Origin of the sequence: Actinomyces sp. Z16 (assembly GCF_003111765.1) — a bacterium.
Classification (GTDB): Bacteria; Actinomycetota; Actinomycetes; order Actinomycetales; family Actinomycetaceae; genus Actinomyces; species Actinomyces glycerinitolerans.
The window spans coordinates 2,461,741-2,488,036 of record NZ_CP027862.1 but is presented as its reverse complement, the minus strand read 5'-3'; the positions used below and the strand labels follow the sequence as shown (position 1 = coordinate 2,488,036).

The window sequence follows — 26,296 nt, the reverse complement described above, 5'->3', positions numbered from 1 at the left end:
CGGGGCGGCCTGGTTCTGCGGTGGGCGCCGCGGCTTCTAGACTGCGCACGATGACCATGCTTGATGTTCCCGCCACCGCCGCCCGCGCCGGCGACGACCTGCGCACTTACCACGTGCGCACGCTCGGCTGCCAGATGAACGTCCACGATTCCGAGCACATGGCCGGCCTGCTGGAACAGGCCGGATATCGCCGTGCCGAGGACGTGCCCGAGGCGGCCGCTCGCGCCACCGCCGCCGGCGACGGCGGCGCCGACGTGGTGATCATCAACACCTGCTCGGTGCGGGAGAACGCTGCCACCCGCCTGTTCGGCAACCTCGGGCAGCTCGCCGCCGTCAAGCGGGAGCGCCCCGGTATGCAGATCGCCGTCGCCGGCTGCCTGGCCCAGCAAATGGGGGAGGGGATCGTGGAGCGGGCGCCGTGGGTCGACGTCGTCTTCGGCACCCACAACATCGATGTACTGCCCGCCCTGCTGGAGCGCGCCCGCCACAACCGCGAGGCGGCCGTGGAGATCGAGGAGTCCCTGAAGGTCTTCCCGTCCACCCTGCCCACCCGGCGCGAGTCCGCCTACGCCGCCTGGGTGTCCATCGCGGTGGGCTGCAACAACACCTGCACCTTCTGCATCGTGCCCTCCCTGCGCGGCAAGCAGCGCGACCGGCGCCCCGGTGACATCCTGGCCGAGATCCAGGCCGTCGCCGCCCAGGGGGCCATCGAGGTCACCCTGCTGGGGCAGAACGTCAACTCCTACGGTGTCGGCTTCGGTGAACGCGGCGCCTTCGCCGGCCTGTTGCGTGCTGCCGGCGCAGTGGAGGGCATTGAGCGGGTGCGTTTCACCAGTCCCCACCCCGCCGCCTTCACCGATGACGTCATCGACGCCATGGCCGACACGCCGACGGTCATGCCCAGCCTGCACATGCCGTTGCAGTCCGGGTCGGACCGGATCCTGCGGGCCATGCGCCGCTCCTACCGCACCAAGCGGTTCTTGAACAATCTCGAGCGCGTGCGCGAGCGGATGCCCGAGGCGGCCATCACCACCGACCTGATCGTCGGCTTCCCCGGCGAGACCGAGGCGGATTTTCAGGCCACCCTCGACGTCGTCGAACAGGCCCGCTTCGCCTCCGCCTTCACCTTCGAGTTCTCTCCGCGCCCGGGCACCCCGGCCGCAGGCATGCCCGACCAGGTGCCGATCGAGGTGGTCAAGGAGCGCTACGCCCGACTGGACGAACTGGTGCGCCGCATCACCCAGGAGGAGAACGAGCGCCAGGAGGGCCGCGTCGTCGAGATCCTCGTGGCCGAGGGGGAGGGGCGCCGCGACCAGGCCACGGCGCGCGTCTCCGGACGCGCCGACGACAACCGCCTGGTGCACGCCGCCCTGCCGGCCGGACTGGCTGCGGACGACTACGCCGGCGGCGCCCCGCGGCCCGGCGACATGCTCACCGTCCGCGTCACCCACGGCGCCCCCCACAACCTGATTGCCGACTCCGCCCGCTGCGGCACCGTGCCCGACGGGGCGGCCGTGGACGGTGAGGGCCGAGGCGCCGGGGACCGCATCTGGCTGGACGGCGGCCCCGCCCTGTTCGAGGTGCGGCGCACCCGGGCCGGGGATGCCTGGGAGCGGCGCCGCCGCGAGGCGCACACTGCGCCCGAGCCGGATGCTGCGCCCGTGGCCATCGGCATGCCCACCATCCGCGTCGGCGCCTGACTGCCGGCTGGGCCGTAGAAGGACCTCGGCACGAAGTGGCCCTTCGTGTTTGGGGGTGTGGTGGGCTGGCGGGTGGCGGCTGGTGTGCTCGGGTCAGCGGTTGGCGCGTTGGACCGCGAAGCTCTACTTGGACCGCCCTAGACGGGTAAGTCTATGGGGTGTGGTCGGCCACGCCGTAGGGGGTTGGGCTGCGTGGTGCGGGAGCGTCCGTGGGTGGCCCGGCCAGGTCGGTAGTAGTTGCGTGCTGAGGTGGGTAGCACTCCATGTGGTCGGGCGCGGCACGTCGGCGGCGAGGTTGGTGGCGGAGCGTGTCTGCGCACTAGCGCCGGTCTGCACGCAAGGGTGATCCGAGCAGACTCGGCTGACCGCCGTTTTCCCCTGGAAATACGCGGAAGTGGTTTCTCGTCCCGAATCCGGTGACATCGCTCCAGTGTGCAACGAGGCCCTCGTTGCACACTGGAGCACTGTCATGACACCCGGGCCGCAGGTCAAATCCGCACAATTCCGCGGATTCTGTCGCGGCGCTCACTTCTGGAGTGTGCAGACTCACCACAGGGACTCGAACAACACCACTGGGCCAGCCGCCGCCCCGGCCGCCGAGTGGGCGCACTATCATTCTTCCGGCCGTGGCGAGGATTCCTGGTGCCGCTGATCTCGTTCGCCAGGACTGTTCCGCCTCTGACGTACGCGTGTCCGTCTCGCGTACGCGTTTGGAGGTTTCCTCGCGCCTGGGAGTCGGGATACTCCAAAACGCGTGCGTGAGAGCAGGAATCGTACGCGAGACGGCAGATCGTACGCCGGCCATGCCGACGACCGACTCCGACACCGGCACGCTAGCCGCCCCGCGCCACATCTCCGCACCGGAAGAAGTGGTTCGAGTTCAAGGTGTGAGTGGGCAGCTGCCCCGATGGCGGCGTGGACGTGATGGGGCAGGGTGTCTTGTATGGACAGACGCCACACGTCGGCGGGTCCGGCTCCGCCATATCGACCGACCTCGGCACGTAAGATCTACCGACCTCGGCGAGGGGCGGTGAAGAGTTCGGCGGGCAGGTCGCGCCAGGTGCGTGAGGTGGCTGCCGAGCCGTCCGCACGCAGCAGGGCGAAGTCGTAGTCGAACCCCGCGGCGGCCAGCCGGGCCGGGTCGGCCACGAACAGCGCCGTGGCCAGCCCGTCGGCGACGGCACAGTGGTCCGCCACCGCCCAGGCGGCGACGACGGCGCTCGCCCCCGTCACGGGCAGGCCCGTGCGCGCATCCAGGATGTGGTGCAGTCCCGGCCCCCAGGTGCGGCGGGATACGCCCGAGGCGCATACCGCCCCGGCGGTCAACTCCACGACGCCGACCACCGTGCCGTCCGGGTCGTCGCCCGCGCTTGCGGGCCGCTCCAGGCCGATGCGCACCGGCTGCTGGCAGCGCACCAACAGGTCGCCGCTGGCGTCGATCACATACTCCTCATGGTCGGCCGCGCGCAGCCGGGCGGCCAGCAGGTCGGCCAGGAAACCCTTGCCGGCGGCACCGACGTCGACCAGGGTCGGCCGGCGCAGCAGCAGTCGATCGCCGTCGTGGCGAGCCCAGGCCGCCCAGGTCGGACGCCCATGGATGGCACCGAGTCGGTGGGCGGCGCCGTCGCGCACCACGAAGCTGTAGTCGGCGTCGTAACCGAGCTCCACCAGGTCCGCGCCGGCCAACGGGTCGATGCGCCCGCCGGTGGCCGCATGCAGCCGGTCGTACAGGTCCAGCAGGGGAGTCGAGCCGGTCGGCAGTGCGAGCGCGACCGTGCCGTCGGGCTCTGGCGCGAGCCGCCCGGCGGCGGCCCGACGCACCAGCGACCCTGGGCGAAAGCGGGACCAGATGTTCTCGAAGGCGTCGATGTGCGCCGTGATCTGTCGACGCAGCGCGGCGGGCAGGGGGGAACGGGTGTGGACGGTCCACCGGCAGCCGGTGGCCTCGAACCGCCAGGCGTGTGCGAGCCCGCCCGGAGCGTACAAAGCACTCATTGCGTCTCCCCGGATCGATGCGACTGGTGGATCATGACGGCCTGCCAGGTCTTAATACAACAGCTTTTGACGAATCTATTTATGTAAGCCTAGTCTTTCGTTTGCAGGTCAGGCTCATCTACTATGTAGAAGGCTTGACTAACGTATCCAGTATGTGAAGGAAGCCGCCAGCATGGCCCATGCCCCGTTTCAGGACCGCCCCGCGCCCCCGCCGGTCCGCGGCGCCGTTGCGCTCGGTGCGCTACTGCTGCTGCTGACCGGGCTGGTATCCGGGCTGTGGCCGACGGCGCACGCGGCCGAGTCCGATACGGACTACGACTCCTGGTCGGCGGTGGCACAGGCCATTTCCACCGAGCTCGACGCCGCCGCCGACTCCTACGCCTCGGGCGACACCTCCGGGGCCGCCGCCGCCTTCCAGCGCGCCTACAACTCCGGCTACGTCGCCTCCAACCTGCAGGTCGTCACCACCGACAACCTCGGCGCCGACGTCGTGTCCGAGCAGCAGCAGGCCTTCACCGACCTGCGACAGGCGGCCTACGCCACCGGCAACCAGGAGACCATAGACTCCGGCGTCACCGACCTGTCCGACTCCCTGACGAGCACCACCGCCCAGCTCGACGAGCTGGCCGACCTGGCCGACCCGCGCACCTACGCCGCCGACCAGGCCGCCACCATCGCCACCCAGCGGGCCGAGCTCCAGGCCAACAAGACCCGCGTCAACGAGGGGCGCGGCGAGCGCAGCTGGGCCGAGGTCGCCGCCGAGATGAACGAACTCATCGACGCCGGCGTGGACAAGGCCGCCGCCGGCGACCGCGAGGGCGGGGCCGCCGACGTCAACAACGCCTACTACGGCTACTACGAGAAGCTTGGCTTCGAGAAGACCGTCATGTCCGCCATCTCCGGCGACCGCGTCTCCGAGGTGGAGAACCAGTTCAAGGTCGTGCGCAAGGCCATGGTGGGTGGCGGCGACATCGAGACGATCACCGCCGACGCCGAGACCCTCAAGGGCTACCTGACCGAGGACGCCGCCACCCTGGACGGCGGGGCCGCCGAGAACATCAGCCCCGTCAAGGCCTTCCTCACCGGCTCCTTCGGGCAGGCCTTCCTGATTCTGCTGCGCGAGGGCCTGGAGGCCATCCTGGTGGTCGCCGCCGTCATCGCCTACCTGCTCAAGGCCGGCATGCGGGACCGGGTCAAGTACATCTACGCCGGCCTGGTACTGGGGCTGGCGGGCTCCGGCGTGGTGGCGCTGCTGTTCGCCTGGCTGTACGACTCCGCCTCCGCCCACCAGGAGATCCTCGAGGGCGTCGTGGCGCTGATCGCCATGGTCATGCTGCTGTTCACCTCCAACTGGATGCTGTCCAAGTCATCGGTGGCCTCCTGGAACCGCTACATCAAGGACAAGACCGAGGCCTCCATCTCCGACGGCGGCTTCTGGGCGCTGGCGTCCCTGTCATTCCTCGCGGTCTTCCGCGAGGGCGCGGAGACGGTCATGTTCTACGAGGCGTTGTTCACCATGGACCCCTCCGGCTCGGCCAGCATCTGGCAGGGCTTCGCCGCCGGAGCGGCGGTGCTCGTGGTCATCTTCCTACTCATCCGCTTCACCAGCGTGAGGATTCCGCTGCGGCCCTTCTTCGCCATCACGAGTTTCCTCATGGCCGTCCTCGTCGTGATCTTCGCCGGCGGCGGCGCCCACGCCCTCATCGAGGGCGACATCATCCCGGCAACCTACCTACCGGGGTGGCCCACGTACGACTACCTGGGCCTGTACCCCTACCGGGAGACCCTCCTGTTCCAGGCCTTCATGGCCGCGCTCGTCATCGTCCTGTCCGCCGTGTCCGTGCTGCGTCACCGCCGGGTCGACGCCGCCCGGGCCGCCGCGGACGCGGACACCGACGCCGCGGCCGAGACGGCCGGGGCAACCGAATAAGAAACCCACCAACCGCAAAGGAAGACACCCCATGCGATCCCTCAAACTCGTCAGTGCGGCGGGCGCGCTCGTCCTCGTCGGGACCCTCGGCCTGGCCGCCTGCTCCTCGTCCGACGACGCCGCCGACACCTCTACCGACGCTGCCACCGAGGCGGCCGCGGACGCCGGCAACGACGCCGGATTCGAGGAGTTCAACGTCAACGACTCCCAAGTGGACCAGGAGGCCGAGGGCCAGATCAGCGTCAACCTGGTCTACTTCCAGCCGGTCGATATGGAGCCCGCCGGCGCCGCCGGCCTGGCCGCCTCCGACGCCAGCTTCCACATGGAGGCCGACGTCAGTGCCCTGGCCGACAACACCCTCGGTTACGGTGCCGGTGACTTCGTGCCCGGCCTGACCGTGGACTACTCCATCGCCCCGGCCGACGGCTCCGGCGAGGCCGTGGAGGGCACCTTCATGCAGATGAACGCCTCCGACGGCCCCCACTACGGCGCCAACATCGCCCTGGAGGAGGCCGGCCAGTACACGGTCACCATCACCATCCACAGCCCGGAGGAGAACGGCTGGGTGCTGCACACCGACCCCGAGACCGGTGTCGAGGGCCGCTTCTGGAACGAGCCCATCGAGCTCACCTGGGACTGGGACTACACCCCCATGGAGTGGTGACCCCGCGGTGACGGCGCCGCCGTCACGTGGCCCGCAGGCACGGGCGAACAGACATAGGTAACCGATACCGAGAGGAGCACCTGCGGAGTGTTGGAGCGCTTTGTCTCCGTTGTTGGAGGGGCCACCCTGCCCTTCCTGCTGTACGCCGCTCTGGCCGTCCTGCTGACGCCCGCCGTCGTTGAGGGCTGGACGCGCTCGGGCCGCTGGCGCCTGGCCTCCGCCCTGACCGGTACTGCTGCCGGACTCGTCTTCGCCGTCCTGCGGGCCACCGCCGTCATCGACCGGCGCACGGTCGTCAACATCCCCACCCTCATCGCCTGTGTGGCGATCGACGCGGCCCTGATCGTCGTACTCGCGCTGCTGGTGCGCCGCCCCACCTGGGGCGCGGACGGTCGGCTGGGTGCGGTCGCCCATCCGGTCGCCTGCCTGGCGGTCAGCCTGGCGTTCTTCCGCGCCGTCCCGAACGTGGTGCTGGGGCTGACCGCCTTCATCGAGCCGGGCGAGGAGGTCCTGTCCTCCGAAATGCTGCTGCGCCTCCTCGGATTCATCGGCGGCTGGGTGGCCGTGGCCCTGCTCGCCTTCGTCTACTACCGCACGGCCCGCCGCGCCCCGGTGCGTCCCACCCGCGTGACCCTACTGGTCTTCGCGGTCGTGTTCGGGGCGATGCACCTGGCGGAGCTGGCACGGGTACTGCAGTCCACCCACCGGATCCGCCTGAGCGGATCCGCCTTTCGCGCCATGACCTGGGCCACCAACAATGCGGGCGGGATCATCCTGCTCGCGGCGGCCGCCGTGTGGCTCGTGCCCATGGGGTTCGCCCTGGTCCGAGCGGTCGGGCGCACCCCGGCGCAGTCCAATCCGGCCCGCACCCGCGCCCTGCGCGCCGAGCGGCGCCGCTCGCGCCGTTGGGTGCTCGCCTCGGGGCTCGGCTTCGCCGCACTCGTGGCCACCCGGACCGTCGCCGTCGCCAAGGTCAACGAGGTTCCCACCCTGTCCGATCCCGAACCCTACGAGCGCTCCCAAGATGCCGCCGTCGTGTCCGCCACCCTCCTGGCCGACGGCCACCTGCACCGCTTCGCCTACGAGGCCTCCGGCGGCACCGAGGTCCGCTTCATCATGATTCTGAAGAACGGCGGCGCCTACGGGGTGGGACTGGACGCCTGCGAGTCCTGCGGGCCGGCCGGCTACTACGAGCGCGACGGCAAGATCATCTGCAAGCGCTGCGACGTGGCCATCAACCCCGCCACCATCGGCTTCAAGGGCGGCTGCAACCCCATCCCCATCGACTTCACCGTCGCCGACGGCGCCGTATCCGTGCCCCTTTCCTCCCTGGAGGACAGCGCGGAGGTGTTCGCCTGACGTGTTCTTCGCCCGCCTACTGCACCGCTCCTTCACCCGCCAACTGTGGCGCCGCTCCCTGGTCGGTCTGACCGTGGCGCTTTGCGCCTCCATCTCCGTGGCCATGCTCGGCGTCGTGCTCGACGTCGGCGACAAGCTGAACGCCGAGCTGACCGCCTACGGCTCCAACATCGTGGTCCAGCCCAAGGCCGACGCCGTCGTCTCCAGCCTGTACGAGACCGAGGAGACCACCGAGGCCACCGCCTTCATCGACGAGGCAGAGGTGCCGAACATCAAGACGATCTTCTGGGCCTACAACATCGTCGACTTCGCCGCCGAGCTCACCGGCCGCGTCGACGTGGCCTCCGCCTCCGCCCAGGCGCAGGATCTGGCCATCACCGGCACCTGGTTCGACAAGGAGCTGAATCTGTCCACCGGGCAGACCACCACCGCTGGAGTCACCACCCTGCGCTCCTGGTGGACCCTGGAGGGCGCCTGGCCCGCCGACGACGCCGACGAGGCGGTCGTCGGCTCCACCCTCGCCCAGCGTCTGGGCGTCACCACCGGCGACACCCTCACCCTGTCCACCGCGAGCGGCGAGCGGGCCCTGACCGTCACCGGCGTGTACACCTCCGGCGACGATGACGACGACTCCCTGTACGCCCCGCTGGCAGTGGTCCAGGAACTCACCGGGCACGTCGGTCAGGTCGACGAGGTGGAGGTCAAGGCGCTGACCACCCCGGAGAACGACCTGTCGCGCAAGGCGGCCCGCAACCCCAATGTGCTGTCCGCCTCCGAGTGGGAGACCTGGTACTGCACGGCCTACGCCTCCTCCATCACCTACCAGATCGAGGAGGTCATGCCCGGCGCCGTCGCCAAGCAGGTGCGCCAGGTGGCCGCCGTCGAAGGCAAGGTGCTGGAGAAGACTCAGGCGCTGATGATCCTGATGACCGCTCTCAGCCTGGTCGCCGCGGTGCTGGCCGTCGCCTCCCTGACCAACGCCTCCCTGGTGGAGCGCACCAGCGAGTTCGCCCTGCTCAAGGCGGTGGGCGCCTCCTCCGCCTCCATCAACCGGCTGATCCTGGCCGAGACCGCCGTCATCGGGGTTATCGGCACGGCCGTCGGCGCGGCGGCCGGATCCGGGATCGCCCAACTGATCGGGCGGGTGGTCTTCGGCTCCTCCATCACCATGCGGCCCATGGTGTACGTGCTGGTGGCGGTGCTGGTGGCGCTGGTGCTGGTGATCGCCACCGCCTCCTCAATGCGGACCATCCTGCGGATTCAGCCGGCAACCGCCCTGCACAAGCGGTGAGGAGGAACATGAGTACTCGCTCCGGCATCGGCCGGCCCATGACCAATCGACGCATGTTCGCCACCATGCTCATCGGCGCCATGCTGCGGCGCCGCTCCCGCGCCCTGTCCGCGATCGGCTCATCCGTGGTGGGCGCCGCCACCCTGTTCTGCCTGGCCTCCATCTGCCTGGCCGTACCCGCCCAGATGAGTGCCGAGATGCGCCAGTACGGCGCCAACCTGATCGTCACCCCCATTGACGCCGAGGCGGCTTCAACCACGAATGACTCCGCCACGACAGCCGCCACGGACGCGGCCGCCGCGACGGCGGCGAACGCCGACGGGGCGGGGGAGAGCCCGACCTCGACCGCACGCATCAGCGCCGCCGACTTGGCGCTGGTGGACGCCGCCGTCGCCGCGGCCACCGACACCACCACCGAGCAGCTGGCCACCGCCGCCTACCGCTACGAGACCATCCGCATCAACCGTTCCCCCTACCTGCTGGCCGGCATCGACGTCGACGCCGTGCGCGCGCTCAACGGCCACTGGGAGATCGACGGCGACTGGCCGCAGGCCGGGCAGGTGCTGATCGGGCTCAATGTGGCCGAGAACGCCGGGTTGAAGATCGGCTCCACCGTCAACGCCGAGTACCTGTCCAGCGACAACCTCGCCTCCGTTGGGGAGGGCGACGGCGATGCCGGGGCCTCGGCCTCCAGCTCGGCGACCGCCGCCACCAGCGACCCGGCCAAGTCCGATGAGACCGCCGCGGGCCAGGCCCAGTGGCGGGTGTCCGGCATCGTCGACACCGGCGGGGAGGAGGACGACATCGTCTACGTCCCCACCGCCGCGCTCGAGTCGCTCACCGGCACCGTCGACGCCGGCTACGACGTGGTGGAGTTCTCCGTCGACACCTCCGCCGCCGGCGTGGATGAGGCCGCCGCCGCGGTGACCGATTCCGACGCCGCCGGACGCGTGGCCGCCCAGCCGGTCTCCAAGATCTCCAGCGGGGACACCCGCATCATCACCATGCTCAACACCCTGTTCTGGGTGGTGGCCGTGGTGGTGCTGGGCCTGACGCTGGTGGGGGTGTCCACCACCATGACCGTCGTCGTGGCCGAACGCCGCAACGAGATCGGCCTGCGCAAGGCGCTGGGCGCCTCCGGGGGGTCCATCGCCACCGAGTTCTTCGCCGAGGCGGCCCTGCTGGGACTGATCGGCGGGCTGGTCGGCACCGCCATCGGTTATGGGCTGGCCGTCGCCGTCGGCCTGGGTGTGTTCGACCGCCCCATCGGCTTCAGTTGGTGGCTGGCGGCCGCCTCCGTCGCATTGACTACGCTGGTCGCCGTCGTCGCCTCATACTCTCCGGTGCGCCGCGCCTCGCGCATCGACCCCGCGCTCGTCCTCAGAGAGGAATGACATGACCGACACGCTCACCGCGCCGCGGACCGGCTCGCCGGACCAGGGCGCCGATGTGCTGCTCGAACTGCAGCACGTGTCCAAGATCTACGGCGACCTGCACGCCGTCGACGACCTCAGCCTGCAGGTGCCGCGCGGGCAGTGGCTGTCCGTCGTCGGCTCCTCCGGCTCCGGCAAGACCACCCTGATGAACATCATCGGCTGCATGGACACGCCCACCCGCGGCTCCGTGCTCCTGGACGGGCGCGAACTCGGGCGGCTCAACGCCTCCCAGCTGACCGACATCCGTAAGCACGTCATCGGCCTGGTCTTCCAACAGTTTCATCTGATCCCACACCTGACCGCCATTGAGAACGTCATGGTCGCGCAGTACTACCACTCCATGACCGATGAGAAGGAGGCGCTGGCGGCCCTGGAGAACGTGGGCCTGGGGGAGCGCGCCCACCACCTGCCCTCCCAGCTGTCCGGCGGCGAGCAGCAGCGCGTGTGCATCGCCCGCGCACTGATCAACCACCCACAGCTCGTACTCGCCGACGAGCCCACCGGCAACCTCGACGAGGCCAACGAGCAGCTGGTCCTGGACATCTTCGCCCGCCTGCACGCCGCCGGCACCACCCTGATCGTGGTCACCCACGACGCCCACGTCGCCTCCTGCGGACAGCGCCAGATCCTGCTCAACCACGGGCGCCTGGTGGGGGAGAAGCACAACGTCGGCGGTGCCGGGCGCCGCGAGAGCGACATGCTCGACTTCGGACAGGGCGAGCCGGACACCCGGGCGCGCGACGCCTCCGCGCTCCGCGGCGAGGAGGCGCAGTCATGAGGCGGCGCGCGCTGGCCGCCGTCGGCGCCGTTCTGGCCACCGCCGGCCTGGCCGGCTGTGGTGGCGGGGAGGTCACTCCCGCGCAGGACGAGTACGCCGGCCGCGCCCAGACCGAGAACCCGACGGCGCAGCCCGCCACCACCGCCGGAGCGGAGGCGCCCACCGCCTCCGCCACCCCCACCGGGGGCCCCTACGCCGACGGCGAGTACACCGTCAGCGAGGCCTACGGGGTGGTGGACGACGTGGTGGAGGAGGACTCCATCGACGTCACCCTCAGCCTGCAGGGCGGCTACATCACCGACGTGTCCGTCACCGGGCACGCCCTGACCGGCACGTCCAAGAACTACATGGCGGACTTCGTCGAGGAGATCGACGACGCGGTGGTCGGCCGCAGCATCGAGGACGCGCACGTGACCGCCCTGGCCGGGGCGTCCAAGACCTCCGCGGCCTTCAACGACGCCGTCGACGCCATCGCCGCCCAGGCCGCCGAGGCCTCCTGATAACGAAACGCGCGGGCGGCGGGAGAGGTTGGGGCTCGGCTACCATCCGCGGCCCTCGTGCCTCGGGCCGCTCCCGCCGGCCCCGCCACGCCTTCGCCCCAACCTCTCCCGCTCGCCGACAGCCTGGGGCCCGGCCCGTCATTCGCGGCCCTCGTGCCTCGGGCCGCTCCCGCCGGCCCCGCCACGCCTTCGCCCCAACCTCTCCCGCCGGTTGCGTGCCGCGCAGCCGTCCGCGAAGCCACATGGGAAACACTCGGGCTGCCCGTTACGCTGGTGTCATGCCGCAGTTCGAACCCGCCAGCGCCGCCGACGCCCCCGCAGCCCCGGCTCCGGTGGACGTCGACCGCGTCATGGACTGCGTGCGTCGCCTGGGCCTGCGCTTCTTCCTCGACGATGAGGGCGACGTCGGTATCCCCTGGCGCTACGTCACCGTCCACGCCATCTTCCAGGGCGACCGCGCCCTGCAGCTGCGCGGCGTGTGGCACCGCATCGCCGACACCGAGCACCTGGCTGAACTGCGCCGCCTGGTGGAGGACTGGAACGCCACCCGCATCGGTCCCAAGGCCTACCTGACGATTGCCGACGGCGGCGTGGTGCGGCTGCACGGGGAGGTCACCTATCCGCTGGGCGCCGGCATGACCGACGCGCAGCTCGAGGACTTCATCTTCACCGGCTGCCGGCTCATCGTCGCCCTCATGCGGGAGGCGGAGGATGTCTTCCCGGACCCCATCCGCGGAAGGCTGGAGCCATGAGCCGTCGGCCCGGCCGGCGTTGGACCGGTTTTATCGCCCGCCTGTTCGGCAAGTCCTGGGATGAGCGCGTTCCCGGCGACCAGGACAACCCGCCCGACGTGCGGCAAATCCACCGCGAGGGCGGGCGTCGGCTGCGCCACCCCGGGCCGGTGGACCTGTCCGACTTCGACATCGACTACCCCGAGCGCGTCGACACCCGAGCCGACTCGCAGTCCGGCTCGGCGCAGGTCGCCCGCGGCACCACACGCGGGCCCGACAACGGCGAATTGCCCACCCCACTGACCCTGGATCGCATCGAGGCCATGCTCACCGGTCCGATGGGCTACGGGGTGCGCCGGCACCGCGAGGATGGCCACGTATGCCTGCTGGGCACTTGGGACGGCTTCCCCTTCGTCATTGAGATTCCCGAGGGCCACGACGACTGGCTGCTGGTGTCCGGCGACTGGGAGAAGCCGGCCGGTGGGAGCGAACGCGACGAGCTGGCGGCCTCCGTCAACGACTGGAACCGCGACAAGTACTTCCCGACCGTCGCCCTCGTGGACACTCCGGCCGGTCCGCTGGTGCGTGCCACCTACCTGGTGGGGATGGAGCCGGGCGTCACCGACGCTCAGCTGCGCCTGCATCTGGACACCGCCCTGTCCTCCTGCACCCAGGCCCTCAGCCGGGTCCAACCCCTGCTGCCCGAGCTGTGAGCGCCCAGATCCCGCCGGTGCAGGTGGCGGTGGTCGGTCCCACCGCCACCGGTAAATCCGAGCTCGCCCTGGACCTGGCCGACGCCCTGGGCGGGGCGGCCGAGATGGTCAACGCCGACGCCTTCCAGCTCTACCGCGGCATGGACATCGGCACCGCCAAGCTCCCCCTCGCCGAGCGCCGCGGCTACCCCCACCACCAACTCGACGTGCTGGACGTGCGCCAGGAGGCCAGCGTCGCCGCCTACCAGTTCCATGCCCGCGCCGACCTAAAGGGCATCACCGAGCGCGGCAACCGGGCCGTCATCGTGGGCGGCTCCGGGCTGTACGTGCGCGCCGTCACCGACGCCCTGGACTTTCCCGGCACCGACCCCCGGCTGCGTGCCGCGCTGGAGGAACGCGCCCGAGTCGAGGGCACCGCCGCTCTGCGGCAGGAGCTGCAACGGGTGGACCCGGAAGCCGCCGCGCGCATTGAGCCGGGCAACACGCGGCGCATTGTGCGCGCCCTGGAGGTGGTGCGGCTCACCGGCCGTCCCTTCTCCGCCTCGCTGCCCCGCTACGCCGACCTCGTCCCCACCGTGCACCTGGCGCTGCGCTGGGACCGCGACGTCCTGAACCGGCGCATCGACGTGCGCGCCGAGACCATGTTCACCTCCGGCCTGCTGGAGGAGACTGCCGGCCTGCTCGAGGACGGCCTGCAGGAGGGCCCGACCGCGCCGCGCGCCATCGGCTACGCCCAGGCCATCGCCGTACTCGACGGCCGCATGTCACGATCGGAGGCGGTCGCCGCCACTGCCGCCGCCACCCGCAAACTCGCCTCCCGGCAGCTGAAGTGGTTCCGCCGCGACCCGCGCGTGCACTGGCTCGACGTCGCCGCCAACGGGGTCACCTGGGCGAGTGGGGAGCGTGCGCGCATCGTCGCCGAAGCCGCCCGCCTCGTGCAGGCGGCGGAGACCCACGCCCGGGCCGGACAGTGACAGCTCCGGTTAGGCAATAGGGTGACCCCATGACCATTGCCCCCGGCCTGGCCGGCCGCACCCTCATCAAGGGCCACGCCGCCGGCTCCGACCTCCTGCTGCTCGTCGACCCCGAGCGGGAGGCCGCCTTCACCGCCGCCGACGTCGCCGCAGTCTGCGACCCGCACACGGGCCTGGGCGCCGACGGCCTGGTACGGGTAGTGCGCACCGCCGCCCTGCCCGGAACCGGGGCGTTCCGCGCCGCCGTCCCCGAGGCCGAATGGTTCCTGGACTACTACCGCCCCGACGGCGCCCCCACGGCCGGCGCCGCACCCACCTACGGCGACGCCTGCCGCCTGCTGGCCGCCGTACTGGACGCCGAGGGCCTGGTGTCCCTCGCCGACGGCGCTGCCATCACCATCGGCACCCGCGGCGGTGCCCGCACCGTCACCCGCCTGGGCGAGTTGTGGGCCGTCGACGTCGGCCCCGCCCACCTGGCGGAGGTGACCGATCCGGCCGCGGACGCCGCCGCGGAGGGCTGGGACACCGCCGTGTCGATCCCGGGCCTGGCCGGGGAACGGGCCGCCCTCAGCCTGAACCTGTCGGGCCGGCACGCCGTCGTCGCCGTCGAGCAGGAGGCCGAGTTGGATGCCGCCGAGCTTGGCGATCCCGCCGCGAGCGAGTCGATCGCCTACACTCCGGCGCCGCTAACGCCTCCGACCCTGGAACTGTTGGTGCCGCTTGGCGAACACGCCGACCCGGAGACCGGCACCACCGTCGGTCGTGCCCGCGTGCGCGTGCTGACGCCGGGCGTTGGGGAGGTGCGCGCCAGCGCCGAGGCCAGCTGCGCGGCGGCGCTGGCCCTGCATGAATGGACCGGTAACGGTGCGCCCGCGGACTATCTGCTGCGCCTGCCCGGCGGCGAGGTCGGCGTGCACGTTGGCGCCGCCCCGCTCACCGACGGCGCCTCCCCGGTACTCACCGGACCGGTGAACCTGGTCGGGCGGATCACCCTTGCTTGAGCGCACGGCGGCCCCCGCCCCGGCCACCGTGAACACCGCCCGCCCCACGCCCGGCGGAGGAGCCGGCCCGGCGACCGTCGCCACCACCGGACTGATGCTGTTCGCCCTGTTCTTCGGCGCCGGCAACCTGGTTTTTCCACCGGTCCTGGGCGCGTCGGCCGGCGCACACCTGCCTGCCGTGTTGGTCGGGTTCCTGGCGACCGGGGTGGTGGCGCCGCTGGCGGCCGTGGTTGCCGTGTCCACCTCCGGAGAGGGGATCGTGGGCCTGGCCCGGCGCGTGGGGCCGCGCTTCGGTGCGCTGATGCCGCTGGCGGTCTACCTGTCCATCGGTCCGCTGTACGCGGTGCCGCGGGTGGCCACCGTCTCCTATGAGCTGGCCATTCGCCCGCTGCTGGGCCTGGCAGGGGTCGACGCGGGCCACTGGGCGCTGCCGGCCCATGCGGCAGTCTTCTTCACTGCGTCTGTGGCGGTGGCGGCCCGGCCCAGCCACCTGGCCGACACGATCGGCCGCTGGCTCACCCCCGCGCTGCTGGCGCTGATCGCCGTGCTGTGCACGGTGGTGGTCGCCTCCCAACCGGTGGTGACGCGTCCAGCCGCGCCGGACTACGCCGCCGCCCCCGTCGCCATCGGGCTCACCCGCGGCTACCTGACCATGGACGTGCTGGCGGCAACCGTCTTCGGCATCGTGGTCATCACCACGCTGCACGGCCGGGGCCTGCGCACCCCGCGCGCGGTGGTGCGGGCCACCGCCGCCTCCGGGGCCCTGGCCGCGGGCCTGCTGGCAGCGGTGTATGTGGGGCTGGCCCTGATCGGTGAGCGCACCCCGGGCGCCGCCGACGACGGCACCGCCCTGCTGCGTGCGGCCGCGGCCCGGGCACTGGGCGACTGGGGGGTAGTGATCTTCGCGGCCATCGTGTTGCTGGCCTGCCTGACCACCAGCGTGGGGCTGCTGTCCGCCTGGGCCGGTTACGCCACGGCGGCGCTGCCCGCCCTGCCGGTCCCGGCGCGGCTGCGCCCGCATGCGCAACTGCTGGCCGGCGCGGTCATCTCCTTCGGCCTGGCCAACCTGGGCCTGCGCGCCATGATCGCGGTCATCACGCCGGTGACGCTGCTGCTGTATCCCGTGGCGATCACGCTGGTGCTGGTCGCGCTCATCGACGCCGTCGCCCCCGGACACCTCCGGGCCGCCTACCGGGTGCCGGTGGGCGTGGCCGGGCTGCTGGGGCTGGTTGCGGCCCTGGCCGGCTTCGGGGTGGATGCTCCCGCGCAGCTGCTGGCGGCCACCGGCCACTGGAATGACACCACCGGTTGGATCCTGCCTACGCTCGTGGCCGGCGCCCTGGGGATTGCTGCGGACCTGCGCTCCGGGCGCTGGGGTCGCACCGCCTCCGGGCACTGATGGAGCACCGCCTGCCCAGGGGATACGGGCACCTGCGGGAGTTCGCCCAGGGATTGGTGTCAACACACCGGCCGTTTGACTATAGCCGTGGCGGCCTACTCCCCGTAGGCTGGGGCGGTGTCCGCGCGTGGCGGGCGCACCCGAAAACGGGAGGGAATCCAGGTGGCACGCAGCGCTGAGAGCGTCGACCTTCTCAAGTGCTCCTTCTGTGGCAAGAGTCAGAAGCAGGTCAAGAAGCTCATCGCGGGACCAGGCGTCTACATCTGCGACGAGTGCATCGAACTGTGCAATGAGATCATTGATGAGGAACTGGGCGCGTCCAGCTCTGGTGTCCCGCTCGAACTGCCCAAGCCGCAGGAGATCTTCGACTTCCTGAACCAGTACGTCATCGGCCAGGAAGACGCCAAGCGCGCCATGAGCGTGGCCGTATACAACCACTACAAGCGCGTCCAGATGCGTGAGCGTGCCGTCGCCGAGGGGGACGGGCTGGAGCTGGGCAAGTCCAACATCCTGCTGCTGGGGCCCACCGGCACCGGCAAGACACACCTGGCCCGTACCCTGGCCCGCCTGCTGGACGTGCCCTTCGCGATCGTCGACGCCACCGCCCTGACCGAGGCCGGCTACGTGGGCGAGGACGTGGAGAACATCCTCCTCAAGCTCATCCAGGCCGCAGACGGCGACGTCAAGCGCGCCGAGAAGGGCATCATCTACATCGACGAGATCGACAAGATCGGCCGCAAGGCGGAGAATCCCTCCATCACCCGCGACGTGTCCGGGGAGGGCGTGCAGCAGGCCCTGCTGAAGATCATCGAGGGCACCACCGCGTCGGTGCCGCCGGGCGGCGGACGCAAGCACCCCCACCAGGAGTTCCTGGAGATCGACACCACGAACATCCTGTTTATCGCCGCCGGCGCCTTCTCCGGCATCGAGGAGATCGTCCGCCAACGCCGTCGCCGCGAGGCCGGCGCCCAGAACGTGGGCTTCGGTGCCACTCTTGCCAAGGAGCAGGGTGAGGACGTGTTCGCCACGCCGGTGCGTCCCGAGGACCTGCACAAGTTCGGGCTCATCCCCGAGTTCATCGGTCGGCTGCCGGTGATCGCCACCGTGCACGACCTGGGCGTGGACGAGTTGGTGCGGGTGCTGACCGAACCGAAGAACGCCCTACTGACCCAGTACGAGTACCTGTTCAGCCTCGACGGTGTGGAACTGGAGTTGACGGACGAGGCCATCCGGGCCATTGCGACCCTCGCACTGGAGCGCAAGACCGGTGCTCGCGGGCTGACCAGTATCGTGGAGGAGGTGCTCGGGCAGGCCATGTTCGAGGTGCCCTCCATGCCGGAGGTCGGCCGCGTCGTCGTCGACGCCGAGGCCGTGCGCGGCATCGGCAGCCCCCGTTACGAGCACGGCAGCGGCACCCTGTCGGCCACCTCCAAGGGCAGGACCCGCACCGCATGAGCAGCCAGCCGCCGCAGCCGCAGGCAGGACCGGGGGCGCCGTCGGGTGCGCCCGCCCCGGTGCCGCCGCAGCTGGCGGCCTACCGGGCCACCATCGACAACCTCGACGCCGCCCTCATCCACCTGTTGGCGGAGCGCTTCCGCTGCACCCGGCAGGTGGGCCGGCTCAAGGCGGAACTACACCTGCCACCCTCGGATCCGGCTCGTGAAGAGCAGCAGGTGGCCCGGCTGCGGGCGCTCGCGGAGGAGGCGGGCCTGGACCCGGTGTTCGCCGAGAAGTTCTTCGCCTTCATCGTCGCCGAGGTGATCCGCCACCACGAGGCCATCCGGGACGGCAAAGAAGGAGACGAGTGAGCCTTTCCCGGCTCCCATGCGTCCTTCGTGGGGCGCAGAACCGATAGGACTGACGGTGGCTTTCCGAGTTCTTCGTGCTTGAGGGTGCCCTGGGCTGTCGGTGGTGGTTGGCGCGCGTGTCCCGGTAGTGCGGCACGTGGCGCGATTGGTGGGAGTGCGCGTTGGCTGGGAGAGCGCGCGGTGGATCATGCACGACGGTTCGCGCCCTCGCCCGACGGTTCGCGTGTTGCGGTCGACGATTCGGCAGTTCCTGCGACGGTTCGTGGGGTAGATGCCCGAACCAGCTAGAAGACCGGGACGCGCCGGGCTGAAGCACCACGTTCGCGTCGATGGCCCGTTATGTGCCCGGTGGTGGTGACGCTCACCCCGCCCCTATGTATGTGTTGCACGACCCGGGGCCGCGTTCCACGACCTTGGTGTGTGTTGCACGACCACCCCGGGGTCGTGGAATGTGCACCAGGGTCGTGCAGTGTCGCCCAGGGTCGTGCAAAGACACCGCCCCCGCGGGCCGCCGGTCCAAAGCACGAGCTCTGGGCGTGGGCGTGGTGTCGACGATCAGATTCTGGTTGGTGTGGTGCGGGAGAATCTGGGCGAACATGGTCTGGAGGGTGATTCCGGGGCGGTGCTCGACACTCGCGGGTATATGGGTAAGCGTGCGGACTGGTGGGAACACGGTCCCTGCGGGCAAGACTCTGCCCGATCTGCTAGGGCCAAGGCCCCGGCCAATAGCACCAGGTTCGCGCCGACATCCCCCTTCCAAGGCGTCGCGTACCCGATAGAGGCCACGGCTGCCTCCCTTGGGCTTAGCGGCTCTTCGCGTTTAGGGCTTAGCTGCCAGGGGCGTAGGCGGTCAGTCGTCCCGGGGACTCGTCGTAGGTGACGATTAGGGACGGGTTGATCAGCATGACAGTGTCATGCTCGGCACCCGAGTTACCCAGCGCGATGGGCGAGCCGTCGGACACGGTCCACATGCCGACGAGATACAGCGTCGAACTCGCACGTAAAGGAGTGGAATGGGTCATCGCCACGACCGACTGATCATTCGACAGGACAAATCGGCTGGATGTGAAGTCGCAGCTGCCGTCGGCTCCCGCGGGAACGATCTCGGCCTCGTTGACGGTGATGATCAGAGGGCACTCATCGTCGTAGGGAGAAACGGAGTCGTCGTATTCGACCTGGATCTGCTGCCCAGTCAGGTCGCCTTCGGTGAAGAACCGTTTGACCTGCTCGGCGGTAGGCCGTGGTGACTGATACAAAGGGCTGAGTGCGAGTTCTGTTGCGGGACCCAGTGAGTCCTCTAGACGCTCCGGATCTGTAATCTCGAAAACGTCTACCGGTTCGCCGTCTGGTGAGAATATTGTTACCTCATTGTCGGTAGCTGTGATCCAGCCATCGGCCAGGGAGAGAACGAGATGACCTGCCTCTAGGTCGAAGTCAATCGTTTCTCCTGAAGCAAGATCTATTGCGGTGTCATCGTTGACTAGCGCGTAGGTGGCGTCCTCTCCCACGTATACGAATCCAAGAGTCCAGGCCATAACGTAATTGTAGTAGTCCTCGATGCGGGTCTGCCACAGTTCACTTGTAGGGTTTGCCGAGGACCAGCCGGTGCAGGTTCCGTAAGCGCAGGTGAATGCGTATGTGCCGACTATTACCGGCGGGGTTGGGGACTCCCATGGGACGTCGGAGATCAGTTCGCCGGATGTGGTCAGCAACTGGCCTCCCGCGATTATGACGTCGCCCCAATACATGAAGACATTGTTTTGGGGGCCGACGTCGGTACTCCAGCTCCGGGTAGGTGTCTTGCCGCTGATGTCGTAGGCGGTTAGCCGCGAAACGTCGTCCGAGGAGCCTGTGTCAAGGGTAAGAAGCTGATTCCCGTTTGCTATGACCTGGGAGTCGGCCTCGACGTCGAGTGTCCAAACTTCATGGGCGCCATCGGCCCAACGGGAGGAAATGATCTGTTGGCTGGAGGAGTGGAGAGCGCGCAACACGGCGAAGGTGCCCACACCGGCGCATACCAGAAGTATTACGGCGGACACGGCTCCGATGATCAGGGGGCGTCTGCGCCTCTTCGGAGGGGGTGGGGGCGCAACGATATAGCCGTACGGTGTGCCCGGTACGTAGGCGTTGCCAGCTTGTGGGGGCGGTGTGGCGGCGCTCATACGGCGATACTAGAACATGGCGCCAATCACGCCTACGAGGATGTACAAATGCGCCGGGCCGGGCGCGCAGCCGGTCATCGGGACGCGTCCGGCCCGGCGGGGTCCTACTCGGCGCCGGGCGCGTAGCCCGTCGCCTCCCCGCTGGTCGGGTCGTAGGCGACGATCAACTCGGGGTTCATGAGGTAGAACTCGTCGGTGCCGAACTCGTTTTCCCCCAAGCTGATCAGCTTGCCGTCCGCGGTGGTCCACATGCCGCGCAGCGAGATGGTTGACGCGGTCTGCATGGGGGAGGAGGCGGTCATCATGACCAGTGAGTCGTCATCCGAGATCAGCAGGTACGGCGTGTAGTCGAAGCTGCAGCCCCAGTCCTCCTGCGTGGTGTCAAGCTCGGTCCCGTCTACGAGGAAGGCTACCGTGCAGGTCTCGGCGTCCTCATCGGTCCTGACCTGGGCGCGCGCCCAGCTGAGGTCACCGTCCTTCGCGAGCTTCGTGATCTGCTCGGCGGTGACGTTCGGGGCGTCGAACAGGCGCGCGGCCCCCAGTGGGTTCTCATCAGCGGCGGCCTCGAAGCTGTCCCTCTCCTTTCCGGTTGGAGAAAGCAACGTGTAGCGCCCAGTGTCGTGATCAACCTTGACCCAGCCGTCGGCAAGAGCACCTAGGCCGTACGTGTCGCCGAGGTCGAAGTCGATGACATCGCCGGTGGCGAGGTCCACCGCCTTGCTGCGGGAGACGCTCACGTAGGCTACCTGGTCGTCCTGATAGACGCGGGACGGGTCCGGGTATGCTGTGGACTGGTCGATGAAGATGTTTTCGGGCTCGTCTATTTGCTGTTCCCACAGGGAGGTACTCGGGTCGTCGGCGGCCCAACTGGTGCAGGTGCCGTCGTATGTGCACAGCAAGGCGTATTCGTCCAGAAACTCCGGGGCGTCACGGGACTCCCACGGGGCGGTGTAGGCGCCGCCGTCGGACGTCTCCAGCAGGGTGCCGCCGACGACGAGGTAGTCGCCCCAATACTCGAAGCGAAACTCATCGGTGCCTACTTCTACCTCAACGCTCCACTGCTCCTGCGGGGCGCCGTCGGCGGTGTCGTAGGCGGCAACGCTCCAAACCCCCAGCGAATCGGTGGGGGAGGCGACGGCGAGTTGGCTGCCGTTGCCTCGAATGTAGGAGTCCGGCTCCAGCTCCAGGGACCAGGTCTGGTGTGATCCCTCCGCCCAGTCGGCAGAGACACTCGCGGAGGCAGTGGCGTTGCCGGACGTGCCGCGGGAACGCAGCAGCGCACCGATGCCGACGCCAGCGGCCACCAGGACGATGACGCCCAGGACCGCCCCGATGATCAGCGGCATACGGTTCTTCTTGGTCGACGGCCCTGCGGGCGCGGGCGGTTCCGGAGAGTAGCCGACCGCTTCCTGGTTCTGGGGCGTGGGCTGAGGCGCGGCGTAGGGATCGGTGCTGGACTCGAATTGGTGCGGGGGAGGGACGGGACTCATGGGGGAAGCTTACAGGCGGCCCTTCGCGTGTCGGTGGTGAGCGGGATCAGGGCGCATCTGCAGGGGAGCCTGTCGCCAACCACCGGCACCTGGTTGATGAGAGGGGGCCGGCCCAGCCGGTCTTCCAGGATGGCGGGCCAGCCGTTCTTCCCGCCTGCTGTCACAATGAGCTCCTTCTTGTGGCCGGTGATGTCAACAGTCCCTCGGCGTCGATCACACCCAGGTCGCCGGAGCGGAAGCAGCGCTCCGGTGACTGCCCGGGCCGGGCGGGCTCGTCGTCCCGTTGGTGCCAGCCGGCGTCAAATCACGACCTTGGGGTATGTTCCACGACCACCCCGGGGTCGTGGAACATACCCCAAGGTCGTGAACCGTCAAGCGGTGTCCCTGGCAGAACCCTGCCGACGGCAACCGGCTACACATCTCCCAAGTGGGAGGGGCTGCAAGACGGTGCCCGGCAGTCGTCTCGACCGGTCTTGGTGCGTGAGCATCGGTCCCGGTGAGGCGGGGGCCGTCACACCCGGGTGTAGAGCTCGTCGATCTCCTTGGCGAAGCGCTTGGTGGCCTCATCCCGCCGCACCTTCAGCGACGGGGTGAGCAGCCCGTTGGCCTCCGTGAAGTCGCCCGGCAGCACCGTGAAGGTGCGGATGGACTCGGCCCGGGAGACCGCCTCGTTGGCGCGGGCCACGGCCCGCTCCAGGGCCGCACGCACGCGCGGATCCTTGGTGGCGTCGATCGGATCCATGTCCGGCAGGCCGTGACTGGACAGCCACAGTGGCAGCATCTCCGCATCCAGCGTCACCAGGGCCCCGATGCACGGCCGGTTGTCCCCGACCACCAGCACCTGGCTGACCAGCGGGTGCCCACGCAGCCGGTCCTCGAGCACGGCGGGCGCGACGTTCTTGCCGCCGGCGGTGACGATGAGTTCCTTCTTGCGGCCGGTGATGTGCAGGAAGCCGTCGGCGTCCAGGGTGCCGATGTCCCCACTGCGCAGCCACCGGGTGCCGCTCGCACCCGCTGCCTTCGCCGGCGCCGGGTCCGTGCCGGCGGTCTGCGCGGGCGCGGCATCGGGCAGTGTCACGAACGCCTCGGCGCTCGCCTCGGGGTTGTTGTGGTAACCGCGGAAGACGCCGATGCCGCTGATCAGCACCTCGCCGTCGTCGTCCAGGCGGACGGCGGTGCCCGGCAGGGGCAGGCCGACCGAGCCGATGCGGGTGGCGGCCGGCAGGTTCACCGTGCAGGGGGCCGACGTCTCCGTGAGCCCGTACCCCTCCAACACCGTCACCCCGGCGCCACGGTAGAAATGGCCCAGCCGCTCACCCAGTGGGCCGCCGCCGGAGATCACATGCGTGACGCGCCCGCCGAGCAGGCTGCGCAGCGTGGAGAACACCAGCCGGTCGAAGGCGGCGCGCTGGGCACGCAGTCCGCGGCTCGGTCCGGCGGGCGTGTCCAGGGCGCGGGAGTAGGCGATCGCCGTTTTGGCGGCCAGGCGGAACACCTTCTGCTTGGCGCCGGTGGCGCGGGCGTCGGCCGCGTTGTAGATCTTCTCGAAGACGCGCGGTACCGCGGGCACGAAGGTCGGTCGGAAGGAGGCCAGGTCGGTGACCAGGTTCTTCACATTGGGGGCGTGCCCCAGCACGCCGGCCGAGGAGCACACGATCGCCATCTCCACGAACCGGCCCAGTACGTGCGCCAGGGGCAGGAACAGCAGCGTGCGCGTCTCGGGCGCCTCCAGCACCTCGGGCACGTGCGCGCAGGCGTTGACGCACAGGTGGACCAGGTTGCCGTGGGTGAGCTCGGCGCCCTTGGGGCGGCCGGTGGTGCCGGAGGTGTAGACGATGGTGGCCAGGTCGGTGCTGGTCAGCTGGGCGGTGCGGGCGTCGAGCTCGGCGGCGCGCACGTCCTTGCCGGCGGTGATGAGTTCGGTGATGGCCTCCCGGGCCAGGCTCAGCACGCGCAGGTCGGCGAGCGCCGGGTCATGGCCGGCCAGCGCCGTCAGCATGGTCTCCATGGGCTGGTCCTCGACGACCACCAGCCGTACGGCGGCGTCGGTGAGGATCCAGCGGGCCTGCTCGGCGGAAGATGTCTCATAGATGGGGACGACGACGAGGCCGGCCTCCCAGGCGGCGAAGTCCAGCAGTGTCCACTCGTAGCAGGTGTGCGCCATGATGCCGAGCGCGTCGCCGGGCTCCAGACCGAGGGCGACCAGTCCAGCGGCCACCTCCCGCACCTGGTCGCGGAAGGCCTGCGCGGACATGTCGCGCCAGCGCCCTCCCACGGAGGACTTGCGGGCGATCAGTGCGCCGGTGGGGTTGGTGCGTACCCGCTCGGCCAGCGCCCAAGGTGCCGTCATGGCGGCGTGCGCCGGCACCAGCAGCGGTGTCGAATGCTCGCGCGGGGAAACGGTGGGCGCGCACGCCTCGGCGGAGTTGGTTTCCTGGCTCACTCCTGCGGCCCCTTCCTGGTGGTGGCGTAGATGTCGGCGATGACTTCGGCGTAAGTCTCCATCACCAGGTTGCGCTTGACCTTGAGCGACGGGGTGAGCAGTCCGTTGGATTCGGTGAAGTCGGAGGTGAGCACCCGGTAGGTGCGAATCGACTCGGCGCGGGAGACCGCCCGGTTGGTGCGTGCCACTGCCCGGTCCAGGGCGGCCAGCACCTGCGGGTGGGAGGCGGCGGTGGTCACGTCCATCTCCGGCAGGTTGTGGTTGGCCAGCCACTGCGGCAGCATCTCCTTGTCCAGGGTGACCAGGGCGGAGATGAAGGGCTCGCCGTCGCCAATCACCAGGACCTGGCTGACCAGCGGGTGGCCGCGCAGTCGGTCCTCCAGAATGTTGGGGGCCACGTTCTTGCCGCCGGCGGTGACGATGAGCTCCTTCTTGCGGCCGGTGATACGCACCCAGCCGTCGGAATCCACGGAGCCGATGTCGCCGGTGCGGAACCAGCCGTCGTCGGTGAAGGCCTCGGCGGTCGCCTCGGGATTGTTGTGGTAGCGGGAGAAGACACCCAGGCCGGTGACCTCAAGCTCGCCGTCGGCGCCGACGCGCACCCGGTTGCCGCACACGGGCGGGCCGACGGTGCCGATCTTGTTGCGGATGTCCAGGTTGACGGCGGTGGGGCCGATCGTCTCGGTCAGGCCGTAGCCCTCCAGGATGACCAGGCCGATACCCCGGTAGAAGTGGCCCAGCCGTTCGCCCAGCGGCCCGCCGCCGGAGATGGCGTAGCGGGCGTTGGGTCCCAGGAGGGCACGGATGGTGCGGTATACCAGCTGGTCGGCCAGGGCGTGCGCGGCCCGCAGTTGCCGGGAGGGCCCCTCGGGGGTATCCAGGGCGCGGGAGTAGGCGATCGCCACCTTGGCCGCCCAGCGGAAGGTCCGCAGCTTGACGCCGGAGCCGGCCTTGGCGTCGGCGGCGTTGTAGATCTTCTCCATCACCCGCGGTACCGCCAGCACGTAGGAGGGGGCGAAGCCCTGCAGGTCGGGCAGCAGAGTCTTGACGTCGGGGGTGTGGCCGAGCACGCCGTTGCCGGCGATGGCCAGCAGCTGCAGGAAGCGCGCGTAGGCGTGCGCCAGGGGCAGGAACAGGAGCAGGCGCGTGTCGGGGGAGTTGAGCAGCTCCGGGATCCAGCGCACCCCGTTCCAGCCCAGGCCGGCGGCCTGCCGGTGGGTGATCTCCACGCCCTTGGGGCGCCCGGTGGTGCCGGAGGTGTAGATGATCGAGTAGACGTCATCGCAGGTCAGCGCGGCCGAACGGGACTCCAGCTCCTCGCGGAGCACGCCCCGACCGGCCTCGACGATGGTGGAGATGGCGTCATGGTCCAGGGACAGCACCTTCACCGCCGCGTCGGGCTGGGCGGACGCGTATGCGGCCGCGGCCCCCCGCACCAGCTCCGCCAGGACGGCACTTTCGGTCACCACCAGCCGAACGTCGGCGTCGGCCAGAATCCACTCCACCTGCTCGGCGGAGTCCGTCTCATAGATGGGCACCGACACCAGGCCGGCCCGGGCGATCGCCATGTCCAGCAGCGTCCACTCGTAAGAGGTGTGCGCCATGATGCCCACCGAGGCTCCGGGCTCCAGGCACATTCCGATCAGCCCGGAGGCGACCCGGGCGACGTCCTCACCGAAGGCGCGGGCGGTCACCTTGACCCACGAGTTGCCCAGCTGCGTCTTGCGCTCGATCAGGGTGGCGTTGGGTGTGCGGGCGATGCGGTCGGCCAGCAGCCACGGGACGGTCCAATCCGACTCCGGCTCTTTGATCAGCGGGCTGACGGCGACGCCGTCGACGGCGGTGGGGCTGCCCGCCTCGGAGGGGACGCCGGTGGACATGGGTGCGGAGGATTGTGGGGCCACTGCAACATTCTTTCAGGT

General features: G+C 69.8%; 20 protein-coding genes. 15 read left to right on the top strand and 5 right to left on the bottom strand.

Annotation, left to right across the window (positions count from 1 at the left end; translation table 11 throughout):
- The first annotated feature begins 50 nt into the window (after positions 1 to 50).
- Positions 51 to 1,700, top strand: a complete 1,650-nt coding sequence (miaB, locus tag C3B71_RS10305) for a tRNA (N6-isopentenyl adenosine(37)-C2)-methylthiotransferase MiaB (protein WP_108967890.1) — start codon at positions 51 to 53, stop codon at positions 1,698 to 1,700.
- 1,008 nt (positions 1,701 to 2,708) lie between these two features.
- Here miaB and C3B71_RS10300 read toward each other — a convergent pair.
- Positions 2,709 to 3,695, bottom strand: a complete 987-nt coding sequence (locus C3B71_RS10300; protein WP_108967887.1) for an FAD:protein FMN transferase — start codon at positions 3,693 to 3,695, stop codon at positions 2,709 to 2,711.
- 172 nt (positions 3,696 to 3,867) lie between these two features.
- Between C3B71_RS10300 and C3B71_RS10295 the strand changes: the two genes are divergently transcribed.
- The 14 genes from C3B71_RS10295 to C3B71_RS10225 all read left to right on the top strand — a co-directional run bounded on the left by C3B71_RS10295 (position 3,868) and on the right by C3B71_RS10225 (position 18,279).
- Positions 3,868 to 5,625 (top strand): FTR1 family iron permease, encoded by a 1,758-nt coding sequence (locus C3B71_RS10295; protein WP_108967885.1) that lies wholly within the window; start codon positions 3,868 to 3,870, stop codon positions 5,623 to 5,625.
- Between the two features lie 31 nt (positions 5,626 to 5,656).
- Entirely contained in the window at positions 5,657 to 6,289 is a 633-nt protein-coding gene (locus C3B71_RS10290; RefSeq protein WP_108967883.1) for an iron transporter, read from the top strand.
- Between the two features lie 87 nt (positions 6,290 to 6,376).
- On the top strand, positions 6,377 to 7,648 hold the full coding sequence (locus C3B71_RS10285) for a DUF2318 domain-containing protein (protein ID WP_108967881.1): 1,272 nt from the start codon (positions 6,377 to 6,379) through the stop codon (positions 7,646 to 7,648).
- Between the two features lies 1 nt (position 7,649).
- The gene (locus C3B71_RS10280) at positions 7,650 to 8,939 is read left to right on the top strand and encodes an ABC transporter permease (RefSeq protein WP_108967878.1); all 1,290 of its coding nucleotides are present in this window, start codon (positions 7,650 to 7,652) and stop codon (positions 8,937 to 8,939) included.
- Positions 8,940 to 8,947: 8 nt separating this feature from the next.
- On the top strand, positions 8,948 to 10,333 hold the full coding sequence (locus C3B71_RS16705) for an ABC transporter permease (protein ID WP_199912491.1): 1,386 nt from the start codon (positions 8,948 to 8,950) through the stop codon (positions 10,331 to 10,333).
- A gap of 1 nt (position 10,334) precedes the next feature.
- Positions 10,335 to 11,153, top strand: a complete 819-nt coding sequence (locus C3B71_RS10270; RefSeq protein WP_199912490.1) for an ABC transporter ATP-binding protein — start codon at positions 10,335 to 10,337, stop codon at positions 11,151 to 11,153.
- Complete coding sequence (locus tag C3B71_RS10265; protein WP_108967876.1) at positions 11,150 to 11,653, top strand: FMN-binding protein; 504 nt, start codon at positions 11,150 to 11,152, stop codon at positions 11,651 to 11,653. The genes C3B71_RS10270 and C3B71_RS10265 overlap by 4 nt, the downstream gene beginning before the upstream one ends.
- 278 nt (positions 11,654 to 11,931) lie before the next feature.
- Complete coding sequence (locus tag C3B71_RS10255) at positions 11,932 to 12,405, top strand: YbjN domain-containing protein (protein ID WP_073330589.1); 474 nt, start codon at positions 11,932 to 11,934, stop codon at positions 12,403 to 12,405.
- Entirely contained in the window at positions 12,402 to 13,097 is a 696-nt protein-coding gene (locus C3B71_RS10250) for a YbjN domain-containing protein (protein ID WP_108967872.1), read from the top strand. Before C3B71_RS10255 ends, C3B71_RS10250 begins: the two co-directional genes overlap by 4 nt.
- Positions 13,094 to 14,071, top strand: coding sequence for a tRNA (adenosine(37)-N6)-dimethylallyltransferase MiaA (miaA, locus tag C3B71_RS10245; RefSeq protein WP_108967869.1), 978 nt, complete (start codon positions 13,094 to 13,096; stop codon positions 14,069 to 14,071). The genes C3B71_RS10250 and miaA overlap by 4 nt, the downstream gene beginning before the upstream one ends.
- A 29-nt stretch (positions 14,072 to 14,100) precedes the next feature.
- Complete coding sequence (locus tag C3B71_RS10240) at positions 14,101 to 15,072, top strand: diaminopimelate epimerase (protein ID WP_073330584.1); 972 nt, start codon at positions 14,101 to 14,103, stop codon at positions 15,070 to 15,072.
- A 28-nt stretch (positions 15,073 to 15,100) separates the two neighbouring features.
- Positions 15,101 to 16,471 (top strand): branched-chain amino acid transport system II carrier protein, encoded by a 1,371-nt coding sequence (gene brnQ, locus C3B71_RS10235; RefSeq protein ID WP_258522921.1) that lies wholly within the window; start codon positions 15,101 to 15,103, stop codon positions 16,469 to 16,471.
- Positions 16,472 to 16,633: 162 nt separating this feature from the next.
- Positions 16,634 to 17,926 carry an ATP-dependent Clp protease ATP-binding subunit ClpX gene (gene clpX / locus C3B71_RS10230; protein ID WP_108967867.1) on the top strand — a complete coding sequence of 431 codons (1,293 nt, stop codon included), beginning with the start codon at positions 16,634 to 16,636 and terminating at the stop codon, positions 17,924 to 17,926.
- Positions 17,923 to 18,279: a chorismate mutase gene (locus C3B71_RS10225; RefSeq protein ID WP_083565799.1), complete on the top strand. Its 357-nt coding sequence runs from the start codon at positions 17,923 to 17,925 to the stop codon at positions 18,277 to 18,279. The genes clpX and C3B71_RS10225 overlap by 4 nt, the downstream gene beginning before the upstream one ends.
- Before the next feature lie 827 nt (positions 18,280 to 19,106).
- Here the strand turns inward: C3B71_RS10225 and C3B71_RS10220 are convergent.
- From C3B71_RS10220 to C3B71_RS10205, 4 genes are all read right to left on the bottom strand, one after another.
- The gene (locus C3B71_RS10220; protein WP_146752346.1) at positions 19,107 to 20,441 is read right to left on the bottom strand and encodes a hypothetical protein; all 1,335 of its coding nucleotides are present in this window, start codon (positions 20,439 to 20,441) and stop codon (positions 19,107 to 19,109) included.
- A 104-nt stretch (positions 20,442 to 20,545) separates the two neighbouring features.
- Positions 20,546 to 21,931, bottom strand: coding sequence for a hypothetical protein (locus C3B71_RS10215; protein WP_146752345.1), 1,386 nt, complete (start codon positions 21,929 to 21,931; stop codon positions 20,546 to 20,548).
- A gap of 511 nt (positions 21,932 to 22,442) precedes the next feature.
- Positions 22,443 to 24,281, bottom strand: a complete 1,839-nt coding sequence (locus C3B71_RS10210) for an AMP-dependent synthetase/ligase (protein ID WP_108969815.1) — start codon at positions 24,279 to 24,281, stop codon at positions 22,443 to 22,445.
- A gap of 89 nt (positions 24,282 to 24,370) precedes the next feature.
- Positions 24,371 to 26,254 carry an AMP-dependent synthetase/ligase gene (locus C3B71_RS10205; protein ID WP_108967861.1) on the bottom strand — a complete coding sequence of 628 codons (1,884 nt, stop codon included), beginning with the start codon at positions 26,252 to 26,254 and terminating at the stop codon, positions 24,371 to 24,373.
- Positions 26,255 to 26,296: the final 42 nt, after the last annotated feature.

Coding starts and splice junctions, on each gene's coding strand:
- miaB (WP_108967890.1), top strand. CDS start 51: ATGACCATGCTTGATGTTCCCGCCACCGCCGCCCGCGCCGGCGACGAC.
- C3B71_RS10300 (WP_108967887.1), bottom strand. CDS start 3,695: ATGAGTGCTTTGTACGCTCCGGGCGGGCTCGCACACGCCTGGCGGTTC.
- C3B71_RS10295 (WP_108967885.1), top strand. CDS start 3,868: ATGGCCCATGCCCCGTTTCAGGACCGCCCCGCGCCCCCGCCGGTCCGC.
- C3B71_RS10290 (WP_108967883.1), top strand. CDS start 5,657: ATGCGATCCCTCAAACTCGTCAGTGCGGCGGGCGCGCTCGTCCTCGTC.
- C3B71_RS16705 (WP_199912491.1), top strand. CDS start 8,948: ATGAGTACTCGCTCCGGCATCGGCCGGCCCATGACCAATCGACGCATG.
- C3B71_RS10270 (WP_199912490.1), top strand. CDS start 10,335: ATGACCGACACGCTCACCGCGCCGCGGACCGGCTCGCCGGACCAGGGC.
- C3B71_RS10265 (WP_108967876.1), top strand. CDS start 11,150: ATGAGGCGGCGCGCGCTGGCCGCCGTCGGCGCCGTTCTGGCCACCGCC.
- C3B71_RS10255 (WP_073330589.1), top strand. CDS start 11,932: ATGCCGCAGTTCGAACCCGCCAGCGCCGCCGACGCCCCCGCAGCCCCG.
- C3B71_RS10250 (WP_108967872.1), top strand. CDS start 12,402: ATGAGCCGTCGGCCCGGCCGGCGTTGGACCGGTTTTATCGCCCGCCTG.
- C3B71_RS10240 (WP_073330584.1), top strand. CDS start 14,101: ATGACCATTGCCCCCGGCCTGGCCGGCCGCACCCTCATCAAGGGCCAC.
- C3B71_RS10225 (WP_083565799.1), top strand. CDS start 17,923: ATGAGCAGCCAGCCGCCGCAGCCGCAGGCAGGACCGGGGGCGCCGTCG.
- C3B71_RS10220 (WP_146752346.1), bottom strand. CDS start 20,441: ATGAGCGCCGCCACACCGCCCCCACAAGCTGGCAACGCCTACGTACCG.
- C3B71_RS10215 (WP_146752345.1), bottom strand. CDS start 21,931: ATGAGTCCCGTCCCTCCCCCGCACCAATTCGAGTCCAGCACCGATCCC.
- C3B71_RS10210 (WP_108969815.1), bottom strand. CDS start 24,281: ATGACGGCACCTTGGGCGCTGGCCGAGCGGGTACGCACCAACCCCACC.
- C3B71_RS10205 (WP_108967861.1), bottom strand. CDS start 26,254: ATGTCCACCGGCGTCCCCTCCGAGGCGGGCAGCCCCACCGCCGTCGAC.